This window comes from Nocardioides perillae, assembly GCF_013409425.1.
In the GTDB taxonomy this organism is placed as follows: Bacteria; Actinomycetota; Actinomycetes; order Propionibacteriales; family Nocardioidaceae; genus Nocardioides; species Nocardioides perillae.
Map to the genome: position 1 here is coordinate 3,599,497 of NZ_JACCAC010000001.1, position 14,124 is coordinate 3,613,620.

The window sequence follows — 14,124 nt, forward strand, 5'->3', positions numbered from 1 at the left end:
GCGCGGGTACGAGACCGGGGTGGCAGCCGCACGAGACCCGTGGTTCGACAACGCGAAGATGACGCTGGTGACGCTCGTCGTCATCGGCCACGGCATCGCCTTCGTGCCGTCGAGCGGCTTCACCTCGCACCTCTACGACGCGGTCTACTACGTCCACATCCCGGCGTTCGTGCTGCTGACCGGCCACCTGTCCGCGCGCTTCGCGTGGGACCGCAAGGGCTTCCGCTCGCTGCTCACCACCCTCGTCGTGCCCTACGTCGTCTTCGAGGCGCTCATGGCCGCCTTCCGCGTCGACCTCGGCGGGGAGGAGCCGCTCGACCAGCTGTGGATCGACCCGCACTGGCCGATGTGGTACCTCGCCGCGCTCTTCTGCTGGCGGCTCATGACGCCGGTCCTGCGCGCGCACTGGCTGTGGGTGCCGGCCTCGGTGGGCGTGTCGCTGCTCGGCCCCCTCACGGCCTACGACGTGCTCGACGTCGACCGCGTCCTCGGTCTGCTGCCCTTCTACGTGCTCGGCCTGCACCTGCGCCGCGAGCAGCTCGCCCTGGTGCGGCTGCCCGGCATGCGGGTGCTCGCGGTGGCGGTGCTCGCCTGGATCTGGTGGACGGCCGGCCAGACCGACCAGTGGATCCGCACCGAGTGGCTCTACTACCGCTCCTCCTACGACGAGATGGACGCGCCGCTCGACCACGCGGTCTGGGCGCGGCTGACCCTCATCGCGATCTCCTCGGTCGGCACGCTCGCGCTGCTCGCCCTCGTGCCCCGCCGCGCCTCCTGGTGGAGCCGCCTGGGCGCGGCCAGCATGGTGGTCTACCTGTGCCACGGCTTCGTCGTGCGCGGCCTCGAGTACGCCGACTTCTGGGACCGCCTCCCGGGTCCGGGCCCCGTCGAGATGGCCATCACCGCGGTGGTCGGCACCGCGATCGCGGTGCTGCTGGCCTGGCCGCCCGTCGCCGCCCGGCTCACCTGGCTCGTCGACCCGGTCGGCAGCGTCGAGCGCCACCGCGCGGCCCGGCACGCGACCGGCGTCGCGGCGGCGCCCGCTCAGCCGGTGACGTCCTCGGCGGGCGCCTCCACCGGGCCGGCGGTGCCCGCACCCCGCACGGGCAGCGGCCCCCAGGTCGGCGGCACCGCCGAGCGCGGCAGCGACTCCAGCGAGGCGACCTCGGGGCGCGCCGGCGCCTGACCGCCGAGGTGCGCCGGGTGCCACGGCGCGTGCTCGCCGGGACGCGGCGCGTGCACCGGGTCGCGCTGCAGCTCCTCCAGCAGGGCTGTCAACCGGTGGCCCAGGTCGGTGGTGGCCGCCGTGACGTCCGCGCCCGGAGCGACCGCGACGGGCTCCCCCAGCGACACCTCGACCGGCAGGCCGCGCACCCACCGCGGCGGCGCGAAGGCACCCGCCGCGTCGACGCTCCAGAGCCGCTGCGGCCCCCACACCGCCACGGGCACGACCGGCACCCCGGTCTCCCGGGCCAGTGCCGCCACCCCCGGCATGAGCGAGCGCACCGTCCAGGTCCAGGAGATGCCGGCCTCCGGGAAGGCGCAGACGGCCTCGCCCGCGCGCAGCAGCCGGCGCGCGTGGAGGTAGGCGGCGGCGGGTGCCTGGCGGTCCACCGGCACGTGCCCCATCGCGTCCATCGCGCGGGCCACCAACGGCGAGCCCCAGACGTCGTGCCGGCTGAGGAAGCGCACGTGGCGTCCGCGCTCCAGGGCGGCCCGGCCGACGAAGAGGAAGTCGGGGAAGGACACGTGGTTGCTCGCCAGCAGCACCGGCCCCGTGCGGGGCAGGTGGGCCAGGCCACGCACCCGCAAGTCGAGCGCGAGGGCCCTCATGGCCACCCGCCCCAGCCCGATCGTGGCGGCGTAGAAGGGGCTCTCGCGCCGCGTCGTGCCCGGCACGTGCCCCACCGACGTCCGCACGACCGACTCCCGCACGGTCGGCTCAGCTGAAGGGAGGGCGGGCGTCGCGCGCGATCGAGCGGCGCCCGGCCCAGGCCCAGACCCTCGCGGCGCGGTCGCGGTCCTCGTCGGTGACCAGGTTGCCCATCCACCGCAGGGCCAGCGTCATGCCGAGCTCGGAGCGCATCCCGACCGGGCCGAGGGTCTTGAGCAGGCCCGGCACCGTCACGAGGCCGGCGAGGCGGCGCGCGATCGAGAAGGCCTCGCCGTAGTGGTCGCGCAGCAGCTGCGGCCACACGGCCCCGAGGTCGGCGCCGGGGTCGTCGGCGAAGAGCTCGGCGACGAGGCGCCCGGTCTCCAGGCCGTAGTCGATGCCCTCACCGTTGAGCGGGTTCACGCAGCCGGCCGCGTCGCCCACGAGGGCCCAGTTGGGCCCGGCGACGCCCGACACGGCGCCACCCATCGGCAGCAGCGCGGAGGTGGGCGCGCGCAGGTCGCCGCGCAGGTCGAACTCCTCGCGCCGCGCCTCGGCGTAGTGGCGCATCAGCGGGCGGAGCGCGATCTCGGCCGGCCGCTTCGCGGTGGCGAGCGTGCCGACCCCGAGGTTGACCTCGCCCTCGCCGCTGGAACCGGCGCCGAGCGGGAAGATCCAGCCGTAGCCGGAGAGCACCTCGCCCTCCTCGCTGCGCAGCTCGAGGTGGCTGCTGATCCACGGGTCGTCGCCGGCGCCGGAGGTGACGTAGCAACGTCCGGCGACGCCGTAGACGGTGTCGCGGTGCCAGGTGCGGCCCAGCAGCTTGCCGAGCTGGGAGCGGACGCCGTCGGCGACGACGAGGCGACGGCAGGCCACCTCGACCTGCTCGCCGTCGCGCGCGAAGGTGACGGCGGCGACCCGCGCCCCGTCACGACGTACGCCGACGGCCCGCGCGCCGTCGAGGGCCTGCGCGCCCGACTTCAGCGCGGTCGTGCGCAGGTGGTCGTCGAGCTCGGTGCGGGCGACGGCCGAGCCCCAGTCGGGCAGCGTGCCGCCCGGCCAGGGCAGGTGGAGGGTCTGGCCGAAGCCGTGGGCCCGCAGACCCTTGTTGACGGTGTGGGCGCGCAGCCAGTCGGTCAGCCCGAGCCGGCCGAGCTCGTGCACCGCGCGCGGCGTGAGGCCGTCACCGCAGGTCTTGTCGCGGGGGAAGACCGCCGCGTCGGCGAGCACGACGTCGAGACCGTGGCGCGCCGCCCAGGCCGCGGCCGCCGAGCCCGCGGGGCCGGCGCCGACGACGAGGACGTCGGTCTGCTCGGGGACGGTCGTGCTCACGACGCGATTCTCCCAGACCACCCCAGGAACGCCGAGACCGGCGCCGGTCGCCCCTGCGGGGCGGCCGACGCCGGTCACGTCAGTGGTGCGGGTGGTGCGGGGTGTCAGGAGACGGTCAGCGTCGCAGCTGCGGCGTTTCCGCCCGGCGTGGTGACGACCACCTGGTAACTGCCCGCTGCCAGGGCGGAACCGAGCACGACGGTGACCGACGTCGCGCTGTTGACCGTGATGCCGGTCGTGGCCGTGACGGTCGTCGGGACCGAGTCGGTGAAGGTCACCTGCGACGTCCCGGTGAGGTTCGTCCCGGTGATCGCCACCGTCTCGCCGTCCGCCGAGGTGACGGCCGAGACGGTGGGCGCCGCAACCGCGGGCGTGCCCACGGAGAACTCGAACTTGGCCGAGGGCACGGTGTGCGCCGTGACGACCTCGATGTCGTACGCCGCGTCGTCCGGCAGCTTCGGCAGCTTCACCTCGGCGCTGGTGGCGCTGAGGACCTTGATGGCCGAGCCCGCGTAGGTCTTGACGGTGGCGGTCTTGGAGTAGACCTTCACGGCCTTGAGGCTGACCAGGTTGGTGCCGGTCAGGGTGACGACGCCCGAGGCCACGCCGAGGTCGACGCCGGTCTTCGGCGTGACCGCGGTGACCGTCGGCAGGCCGGCCGCCTGGCGGTCGAGGGTCAGCGTGTCGCTGTTGCCGTAGGCGCCCTTGAGGGTCAGCGTGCCGTCGTTGAGGGCGGCGCCAGCGGGCACGCCGATGACCACCTGGGTCGCGCTGACCTTCTTGACGGTGGCCTTCTGCGTCGTGGTGCCGTCGCTGTAGGTCGCCGTGGCCACGGCGTCCAGGTTGGTGCCCGTGACCGGGATGGCGGTCGCCGCCTCGTTCACGGCGTAGGGCAGGTCGGCAGAAGTGGCGTCGATGGTCTTGGCCACGTAGGTGACGTAGCCGACGTAGGCCGTGCCGCGCTTGTCGGCCACGACGACGTCGTGCACGCCCACGAGACCCGCCGGCAGGTCGAACTCGATGCGCGTCGGGTCGAAGGTGGTACCGCGCGGGGTCGGGGTGACCCGGGCCCGCTTGCCGCCGACGAGCACGGCGGTGGTCTTCTGGAAGCCCGCCCCGGTCAGCACCTGGTCGGCCAGGCCGGTCTCGCTGACGGGCGCCCAGCCGCTGAGGGTGGTCTGGGTGGTCGAGACGGTGGCCTCGAGCAGCTCGTAGGTGTACTTCGGGCCGGCGGTCGCGTCGCCGACGAGCACCTTGACCACGGGGGTGTCCGCGACGCCGGCGGGGACCTCGACCTGCAGGGCGCCGGTGCTGAGGGCCGTCACGTCCGCAGTCGGCACCGTGACGGTGCCGAAGGTGACGGCCTTCGCGACGTAGGGACCGGTGCCGGTCGCGAGGTCCTTGCCGGTGATGAGGACCGTGCCGCCTCCGGCCAGCGGGCCCTTGTTCTCCGACAGCCGCTTGACGACCGTGGTCGGGGTGACGGTGGCCGCGCGCACGACGGGCGCGGCACCGAGCTGGGGTGCGGCGTTGGCCGGCACGTAGGACAGGGCGGTCCCTCCGAGGACCAGACCGGTGATGAGGGCAGCCGTCCGTGGCGACCGCGTTCCGGTGACAGACATGTGAGCTCCTTCTCGTCTGCGTGGGGAGACACCCCCGGAGTCCCCCGGCGGCGGTCGCGCCCGCGGACGTGCGGGAGGCGACATCCCGCCCATCGGCGGCACAGGCACGCGACCTGAGGGAACGCTCGCCTCCGCACGCACCTGGCTAGACGGCCGAAGGTCCCGGGTCCGGGCCGGCCCGCCGACCGTGCGCGGCGGCGTACGCCGACGGCCCCGCCCCCACGGAGGGGACGGGGCCGTCGGTCGGACGTCGAGCTCGGCGCTCAGCTCTGGTAGGAGCCGAAGTCGAAGTCGTCGAGGGCGACGGCCTGGCCGCCGGCACCGCCGAACTCGTAGTCGTAGGAGTCGTAGCCCGTCACGGAGTACGCCGCGGCTCGGGCCTCCTCGGTCGGCTCCACCCGGATGTTGCGGTAGCGCTCGAGGCCGGTGCCCGCCGGGATCAGCTTGCCGATGATGACGTTCTCCTTCAGACCGCGCAGCGAGTCGCTGCGGCCGTTGATGGCCGCGTCGGTGAGCACCCGGGTGGTCTCCTGGAAGGAGGCCGCCGAGAGCCACGACTCGGTCGCCAGCGAGGCCTTGGTGATGCCCATGAGCACCGGTCGACCCGAGGCCGGCTTGCCGCCCTCGGAGACCACGCGGCGGTTCTCCTCCTCGAAGATCACGCGGTCGGTGAGGTCGGAGGGCAGCAGGTTGGTGTCACCCGACTCGATGACCGTCACGCGGCGCAGCATCTGCCGCACGATGATCTCGATGTGCTTGTCGTGGATCGCCACGCCCTGCGAGCGGTAGACCTCCTGGACCTCGTCGACCAGGTGCTCCTGCGCCTTGCGGACACCGAGGATGCGCAGCACGTCCTGCGGGTCCGGCGTGCCGGAGGTGATGTGGTGGCCGACCTCGATGTGCTGGCCGTCCTCCACGTTCAGGCGCGAGCGCTTGGAGACGGGGTACTCCTGGACCTCGGAGCCGTCGTCGGGGGTGACGATGACGGTCCGGGCCTTGTCGGTCTCCTCGATCTCGACGCGACCGGCGGCCTCGCTGATGGGCGTGCGGCCCTTCGGCGAGCGGGCCTCGAAGAGCTCGACCACGCGGGGCAGACCCTGCGTGATGTCGTCGGCCGAGGCCACACCACCGGTGTGGAAGGTGCGCATCGTCAGCTGCGTGCCGGGCTCACCGATCGACTGGGCCGCGATGATGCCGACGGCCTCGCCGATGTCGACGAGCTTGCCGGTGGCCAGCGAGCGGCCGTAGCACTTGGCGCACGTGCCGGTGCGGGCCTCGCAGGTCAGGACCGAGCGGACCTTGACCTCCTCGATGCCGGCCGCCACGAGCTCGCCGATCTTCACGTCGCCCAGGTCGCCACCCGCCTCGACCAGCACCTCGCCGGTCTCGGGGTGGGTGACCTCGACGGCGGCCGAGCGGGCGTACGCCGCGGTCTCGGCGTTCTCCGCCTTCACGACGCTGCCGTCGGCCAGCTTCTCGCCGATCCGCTTGGGCAGGCCGCGCTCGGTGCCGCAGTCGTCCTCGCGGATGATGACGTCCTGGGAGACGTCGACGAGGCGGCGGGTGAGGTAGCCGGAGTCCGCGGTGCGCAGCGCGGTGTCCGCGAGGCCCTTGCGGGCACCGTGGGTCGCGATGAAGTACTCCAGGACCGTGAGGCCCTCGCGGAAGTTCGACTTGATCGGGCGCGGGATGATCTCGCCCTTCGGGTTGGCCACGAGACCACGCATGGCCGCGACCTGCCGGATCTGGTTCATGTTTCCGGAGGCACCCGAGTCGACCATCATGTAGATCGGGTTGGCCCGGTCGAAGGTCTGCTCCATCGCCCGGCCGACCTCGGCCGAGGCCTGGGTCCAGATCTCGATGAGCTCCTGGCGGCGCTCGTCGTCGGTGACCAGACCGCGCTCGAACTGCTTCTGGACCTTGGCGGCCTGCTCCTCGTAGGTCGCGAGGATGGTCGCCTTCTCCGGCGGGGTGGTGACGTCGTCGATCGACACGGTCACGCCCGAGCGGGTCGCCCAGTGGAAGCCGGCGTCCTTCAGCGCGTCGAGCGAGGCGGCCACCTCGACCTTGGTGTAGCGCTCGGCGAGGTCGTTCACGATCGCACCCAGGGCCTTCTTGCCCACCTCGTAGTTCACGAAGGGGTAGTCGCCCGGGAGCGTGTCGTTGAAGATCGCGCGGCCCAGCGTGGTCTCGAGGACCAGCGGCTGACCCTCGGACCAGCCCTCGGGCAGCGCCTCGCCGACCGGCGGCACCGCGTCGGGGAAGCGGATGCGGACCTTGCTCTGCAGCGAGATCTCGCCCCGGTCGAAGGCCATGATCGCCTCGGCCTGCGAGGAGAACACCCGACCCTCGCCCGGCTCGCCCTCGCGGTCGGTGGTGAGGAAGAACAGGCCGATGATCATGTCCTGGGTCGGCATGGTCACCGGTCGGCCGTCCGACGGCTTGAGGATGTTGTTGGTCGACAGCATCAGGATCCGCGCCTCGGCCTGGGCCTCGGCCGACAGCGGCAGGTGCACCGCCATCTGGTCACCGTCGAAGTCCGCGTTGAACGCGGTGCACACGAGCGGGTGGATCTGGATGGCCTTGCCCTCGATCAGCTGGGGCTCGAAGGCCTGGATGCCGAGGCGGTGCAGCGTAGGCGCACGGTTGAGCAGCACCGGGTGCTCGGTGATGACCTCCTCGAGCACGTCCCACACGACCGGGCGGGCGCGCTCGACCATGCGCTTGGCCGACTTGATGTTCTGCGCGTGGCTCAGGTCGACCAGGCGCTTCATCACGAACGGCTTGAAGAGCTCCAGCGCCATCTGCTTGGGCAGACCGCACTGGTGCAGCTTGAGCTGCGGGCCCGACACGATGACCGAGCGGCCGGAGTAGTCGACGCGCTTGCCGAGGAGGTTCTGGCGGAAGCGGCCCTGCTTGCCCTTGAGCATGTCGGACAGCGACTTGAGCGGGCGGTTGCCCGGGCCGGTGACCGGCCGGCCGCGGCGGCCGTTGTCGAAGAGCGAGTCGACGGCCTCCTGCAGCATCCGCTTCTCGTTGTTGACGATGATCTCCGGCGCGCCGAGGTCGAGCAGCCGCTTGAGGCGGTTGTTGCGGTTGATGACGCGGCGGTAGAGGTCGTTGAGGTCCGAGGTCGCGAAGCGGCCACCGTCGAGCTGGACCATCGGGCGCAGGTCCGGCGGGATGACCGGGACCGCGTCGAGGACCATGCCGATCGGCTGGTTGCCGGTCTTGCGGAAGGCGTCGACGACCTTGAGGCGCTTGAGGGCGCGGACCTTCTTCTGGCCCTTGCCGTTCTCGATGGTGTCGCGCAGCGACTCCACCTCGGCCTCGACGTCGAAGTCCTGCAGGCGCTTCTGGATCGCCGTGGCGCCCATGTGGCCCTCGAAGTACTTGCCGAACCAGTTCTTCATCTCGCGGTAGAGCAGCTCGTCGCCCATGAGGTCCTGCACCTTGAGGTTCTTGAAGGTGTCCCAGACCTCGTCGAGGCGGTCGATCTCGCGCTGCGAGCGGTCGCGCAGCTGCTTCATCTCGCGCTCGGCGCCGTCCTTCACCTTGCGGCGCTGGTCGGCCTTGGCGCCCTCGGCCTCGAGCTGGGCGAGGTCCTCCTCGAGCTTCTTGGCGCGGTCCTCGATCGCGGTGTCGCGGCGCTTCTCGAGGCGCTCGCGCTCCAGGCCGACCTTGCCCTCGAGCGAGGACAGGTCGCGGTGGCGGGCGTCCTCGTCGACCGAGGTGATCATGTAGGCGGCGAAGTAGATGACCTTCTCGAGGTCCTTCGGCGCCAGGTCGAGCAGGTAGCCCAGGCGCGAGGGCACGCCCTTGAAGTACCAGATGTGCGTCACGGGCGCGGCGAGCTCGATGTGGCCCATGCGCTCGCGGCGGACCTTGGAGCGGGTCACCTCGACGCCGCAGCGCTCGCAGATGATGCCCTTGAAGCGCACGCGCTTGTACTTGCCGCAGTAGCACTCCCAGTCCCGGGTGGGACCGAAGATCTTCTCGCAGAAGAGGCCGTCACGCTCGGGCTTGAGCGTGCGGTAGTTGATGGTCTCGGGCTTCTTGACCTCGCCGTGGCTCCAGGTGCGGATCTCGTCGGCGGTGGCCAGGCCGATCTGGAGCTGGTCGAAGAAGTTCACGTCGAGCACGGTGGCTGCAACCCTTCGTAGGTTCTACAGGTGAGAGATGAGGGGGGCGGAGGCCGGGGCCGGGGGCGGCGGCACGCTCACGCGCACCACCGGCCCCCGGGCCCGGCGGCTCACACCTCTTCGACCGAGCTGGGCTCGCGGCGGGACAGGTCGATGCCGAGCTCCTCGGCGGCGCGGAAGACGTCCTCCTCCGCGTCGCGCATCTCGATGGCCGTGCCGTCCTGCGACAGCACCTCCACGTTGAGGCAGAGCGACTGCATCTCCTTGACGAGCACCTTGAACGACTCCGGGATGCCGGAGTCGGGGATGTTCTCGCCCTTGACGATGGCCTCGTAGACCTTGACGCGCCCGGGGACGTCGTCGGACTTGATGGTCAGCAGCTCCTGCAGAGCGTAGGCGGCGCCGTACGCCTCCATCGCCCAGACCTCCATCTCGCCGAACCGCTGGCCGCCGAACTGGGCCTTTCCGCCCAGGGGCTGCTGCGTGATCATCGAGTAGGGGCCGGTGCTGCGGGCGTGGATCTTGTCGTCCACGAGGTGGTGCAGCTTCAGGATGTACATGTATCCGACCGAGACCGGGTCCGGGAACGGCTCGCCGGAGCGACCGTCGAACAGGTGCGCCTTGCCGGTCTCGTCGATCATCCGCACGCCGTCGCGGGTGGGGTAGGTCGCGCCCAGCAGACCGGTGATCTCGTCCTCGCGGGCACCGTCGAAGACCGGGGTGGCCACACGGGTGTCCGGAGCGGCGGTCTCGACGCCGATCTTGATCAGGCGCTGCTTCCACTCCGCGTCGTCGGGGTCGCCCGACAGGTTGAGGTCCCAGCCCTGCTTGGCCAGCCAGCCGAGGTGCAGCTCGAGGATCTGCCCGATGTTCATGCGTCGCGGCACGCCCAGCGGGTTGAGGATCACGTCGACCGGGGTGCCGTCCTCCATGAACGGCATGTCCTCGACCGGCAGGATCTTCGCGATGACGCCCTTGTTGCCGTGGCGTCCGGCGAGCTTGTCGCCGACGGAGATCTTGCGCTTCTGCGCGACGTAGACGCGCACCAGCTGGTTGACGCCCGGCGGGAGCTCGTCGCCCTCCTCGCGGTCGAAGACCCGGACGCCGATGACGGTGCCGGACTCGCCGTGCGGGACCTTCATCGAGGTGTCGCGCACCTCGCGCGCCTTCTCGCCGAAGATCGCGCGGAGCAGGCGCTCCTCGGGGGTCAGCTCGGTCTCGCCCTTGGGCGTGACCTTGCCGACCAGGATGTCGCCCGTGGTCACCTCGGCGCCGATGCGGATGATGCCGCGCTCGTCGAGGTCGGCCAGCATCTCCTCGGAGACGTTGGGGATGTCGCGGGTGATCTCCTCGGGGCCCAGCTTGGTGTCGCGGGCGTCGACCTCGTGCTCCTCGATGTGGATCGAGGTGAGGACGTCCTCCTGGACCAGGCGCTGGCTCAGGATGATGGCGTCCTCGTAGTTGTGGCCCTGCCACGGCATGAAGGCCACGAGGAGGTTGGTGCCCAGCGCCATCTCGGCGTCGTCGGTGCAGGGGCCGTCGGCGATCGGCGAGCCGACCTCGAGGCGGTCGCCCTCGCTGACCAGCGGGCGCTGGTTGATGCAGGTGCCCTGGTTGGAGCGCTGGAACTTCTGCAGGCGGTAGGAGGTGTAGGTGCCGTCGTCGTTCATCGTCTCGACCAGGTCGGCCGAGACCTCCTTGACCACACCGGCCTTGGAGGCGGTGACGACGTCGCCGGCGTCGACCGCGGCGCGGTACTCGATGCCGGTGCCGACCAGGGGGCTGTCGCTGGTGATCAGCGGGACCGCCTGGCGCTGCATGTTGGCGCCCATGAGCGCGCGGTTGGCGTCGTCGTGCTCGAGGAACGGGATGAGCGCGGTCGCGACCGAGACCATCTGGCGCGGCGAGACGTCCATGTAGTCGATCTCGCTCGGCACGACCTCGGAGACCTCGCCGTCGCGCTGGCGCACCAGCACCCGCTCGTTGACGAAGCGCATGTCGTCGTCGAGGGTCGCGTTGGCCTGCGCGATGACGTAGCGGTCCTCGTCGTCGGCCGTCAGGTAGTCGATCTGGTCGGTGACCTGCCCGTCGACGACCTTGCGGTAGGGCGTCTCCACGAAGCCGAACGGGTTGATCCGGCCGTAGGAGGCCAGCGACCCGATGAGGCCGATGTTGGGGCCTTCCGGCGTCTCGATCGGGCACATGCGGCCGTAGTGCGACGGGTGGACGTCGCGGACCTCCATGCCGGCGCGGTCACGGGAGAGACCACCCGGGCCGAGCGCGGAGAGACGACGCTTGTGCGTCAGGCCCGCGATCGGGTTGGTCTGGTCCATGAACTGCGAGAGCTGCGAGGTGCCGAAGAACTCCTTCAGCGCCGCCACCACGGGCCGGATGTTGATCAGCGACTGCGGCGTGATCGCCTCGACGTCCTGGGTCGTCATCCGCTCGCGGACCACGCGCTCCATGCGTGCCAGGCCGGTGCGGAGCTGGTTCTGGATCAGCTCGCCGACGGTGCGCATGCGGCGGTTGCCGAAGTGGTCGATGTCGTCGGCCGCCACCTCGAGGGTGCCCTGGGGCGCCTCGACCTGGGTCTGGCCGTCGTGCAGCGCCACGACGTAGCGGATCGCGGCGACGACGTCGTCGACGGTCAGCGTCTGCTGGTCGAAGGCCTCGGTCAGGCCGAGCTTCTTGTTGATCTTGTAGCGGCCGACCTTGGCGAGGTCGTAGCGCTTGGGGTTGAAGTAGTAGTTGTTGAGCAGCGTCTGCGCGGCCTCGCGCGTCGGCGGCTCGCCCGGGCGCAGCTTGCGGTAGATGTCGAGCAGCGCGTCGTCCTGGCCCTGGGTGTGGTCCTTCTCCAGGGTCAGCTCGATGGACTCGTAGGCGCGCTCGGGGTTGGCCGGGTCGGCGAACTCGCGGCGGATGTCCTCCACGGTCAGGCCGAGGGCCTTGAGCAGCACGGTGACGTTCTGCTTGCGCTTGCGGTCGAGGCGCACGCCGACCAGGTCGCGCTTGTCGATCTCGAACTCCAGCCAGGCACCGCGGCTCGGGATGAGTTTGGCGGTGTAGATGTCCTTGTCGGAGGTCTTGTCGGCGGAGCGCTCGAAGTAGACGCCCGGGCTGCGGACCAGCTGGGAGACGACGACGCGCTCGGTGCCGTTGATGACGAAGGTGCCCTTGTCGGTCATGAGCGGGAAGTCGCCCATGAAGACCGTCTGGCCCTTGATCTCGCCGGTGTCGTTGTTGGTGAACTCGGCCGAGACGTAGAGCGGCGCGGAGTAGGTGAAGTCCTTCTCCTTGCACTCCTCGACCGTGTACTTCGGGTCGTAGAAGACCGGGTTCTCGAACGAGAGCGACATCGTCTCGGAGAAGTCCTCGATCGGCGAGATCTCCTCGAAGATCTCCTGCAGGCCCGACTTGGGGCTGACGTCCTCGCCGGCGTCGGTGCGCGCCTGGACCTGCGCGTCCCACGCCTCGTTGCCGACCAGCCAGTCGAAGCTGCTGGTCTGGAGCGAGAGGAGCTGCGGGAGCTCGAGTGGTTCGGAGATCTTCGCGAAGGAGATGCGGCGGGGGTTGTCGGCGGCGTTGGTGCGCGAGGCCAAGAGGTTTCCTTCTTCAGTTCCGCGTGCGTGCGAGCCTGGACCACCACACCTCCGACCACCGGGCAGGGCGGAGGGCATCTGAGGGCAGGCGCAACCTCGAAGGATACGGCACGCAGCACACGCACACAACCCGGGGTCACCCCCCTCGAGGGGGGCCGCAACCGGGCGATCTGCCGGAGATCATGCGCCGCTCCCCCGCCCGGGGTCAAGCACCGCCGCGCCCGCCTGGGGACACGGCGTACGCCGGTGGGTCGGCGGGCGGGTCAGCCGCGGGTGGTCTGCAGGTCGTCGACCAGCCAGCGGCCGTCGACCTCCTGCATGGTCACGGTGACCTGGTTGCGGTAGGTCACCGGCTCCGTGGTCTGCGCGTTGGTCGTCACCTGGTCGACGAAGAGCAGCACCTGCACGCGGTCGGCGCCGCCGCGGGTGATGGCCGAGGCCCGCACCTCGGCCTCGACGACCGTGCGCGTGGTGGGGGCGTTCTCCTCGATCTGGGTGAAGAGGCGCTCGTAGTCGTCGCGGAAGTCGTCGGTGAGGTACTGCACGGCGTCGGCGCGGTCCTCCTCGAGCGTCTCGAAGTCGTAGGAGAGCACCGGCACGATCGCCCGCTCGGCCGTGGCCTGGGCCGTGCGGGTGCCGGAGAGCACCTCGTCGTCAGAGGGCACCGTCAGCGCGAACCACGTGGCCGCCCCGACCACGGCGATGGCGAGTGCCGCCAGGAGCGCCGGCACCCACCACGGCAGCCGGCCGGTGCGGGCGCCGTCGGCCTCCACCTCGGCCCCCGCGTCGGCACCCGCGTCGGTGGTGGTCGTCGGGCGGGTCCCGGTCGGGGCGGCGGGAGTGGTGGCGCCGGCGGCGGTCGCGCCGCGGCGCAGCCGGACCGACCGGCGCGGGGCGGGGGCGTCGGCCGGCGCCGGCTCGGCGGGCGGCGGGCTCACCGGGGCGGTGGGGGCCGAGGGGGCGGCAGGGGCACCGGAGGCCGGGGCGTCGCGGCCCGCGAGCTCCGCGTCGTGCGCGGCGCGCCGCTGCGGGTCGAGGAGCACCGCGGCGGCCTCGTTGAGCACCGCGAAGCGGCGGTCGGTCGGGTCGAGGTCGGCGACCCGGGCGCGCCACGCGGCGCGCACCTCGTCGGCGCTGGCGGTGGGCTCGACGTCGAGCAGGTCGTACCAGCTGGGGGTCACGGCGTCGCCCCTTCCTGCGGCTGGATGTCCGTCTGGAGATCAGAAGGCGCGGACGGCTCTGCACTCGGCTCCGCACCGGGCTCGGTGCCCGGGGCCGGCACGGGTGCGTCCTCGCCCGGCAGGCCGCCGCCCGCCTCCTCGTCGGCGACGGCGGAGCCGAAGTCGTCGACCAGCCACTCACCGTCGACGAGCACCAGCTGCAGGCGCAGGTAGACCGGGAACGGCGCGCCGGCCTCGCCCCCGACGGTGTTGGTGAAGGCGCCGGCGACCAGGGCGGTGGCGGAGTCCTCGTCGAGGGTGGCCACGCCGGTGCCGAAGACCTCGGCGTCGCGCTCGGCCTGCTGCTGGGCGACCAGCTGCTCGGCGACGACGACA

7 protein-coding genes and 1 pseudogene are annotated in these 14,124 nt (G+C 71.6%); 1 reads left to right on the plus strand and 7 read right to left on the minus strand.

The genetic code is table 11. The features are described from left to right. The first annotated feature begins 19 nt into the window (after positions 1-19). Positions 20-1,186, plus strand: coding sequence for an acyltransferase family protein (locus BJ989_RS16995; RefSeq protein ID WP_179519212.1), 1,167 nt, complete (start codon positions 20-22; stop codon positions 1,184-1,186). Positions 1,187-1,443: 257 nt separating this feature from the next. Here BJ989_RS16995 and BJ989_RS18945 read toward each other — a convergent pair. The 7 genes and pseudogenes from BJ989_RS18945 to BJ989_RS17025 form a co-directional block, all read right to left on the minus strand. Beyond that, positions 1,444-1,833, minus strand: a pseudogene (locus BJ989_RS18945) (lysophospholipid acyltransferase family protein); the annotation flags it as partial. Between the two features lie 109 nt (positions 1,834-1,942). Further along, a complete protein-coding gene (locus BJ989_RS17000; protein WP_179519213.1) occupies positions 1,943-3,205 on the minus strand; it encodes a geranylgeranyl reductase family protein in 1,263 nt (420 codons plus the stop codon). 104 nt (positions 3,206-3,309) lie between these two features. Beyond that, complete coding sequence (locus tag BJ989_RS17005) at positions 3,310-4,827, minus strand: IPT/TIG domain-containing protein (protein ID WP_179519214.1); 1,518 nt, start codon at positions 4,825-4,827, stop codon at positions 3,310-3,312. Between the two features lie 263 nt (positions 4,828-5,090). Continuing rightward, entirely contained in the window at positions 5,091-8,969 is a 3,879-nt protein-coding gene (locus tag BJ989_RS17010) for a DNA-directed RNA polymerase subunit beta' (protein ID WP_179519215.1), read from the minus strand. A 110-nt stretch (positions 8,970-9,079) separates the two neighbouring features. Then, complete coding sequence (gene rpoB, locus BJ989_RS17015) at positions 9,080-12,568, minus strand: DNA-directed RNA polymerase subunit beta (protein WP_179519216.1); 3,489 nt, start codon at positions 12,566-12,568, stop codon at positions 9,080-9,082. Between the two features lie 263 nt (positions 12,569-12,831). Beyond that, on the minus strand, positions 12,832-13,749 hold the full coding sequence (locus tag BJ989_RS17020; RefSeq protein ID WP_179519217.1) for a J domain-containing protein: 918 nt from the start codon (positions 13,747-13,749) through the stop codon (positions 12,832-12,834). Continuing rightward, on the minus strand, positions 13,746-14,124 hold a 379-nt coding region (locus tag BJ989_RS17025), incomplete at its 5' end, for a hypothetical protein (protein ID WP_218848859.1). The genes BJ989_RS17025 and BJ989_RS17020, both read right to left, overlap by 4 nt.

What these genes read in the sequence shown, in the direction of transcription:
- BJ989_RS17005 (WP_179519214.1), bottom strand. Translation starts at nt 4,827, where the DNA reads ATGTCTGTCACCGGAACGCGGTCGCCACGGACGGCTGCCCTCATCACC.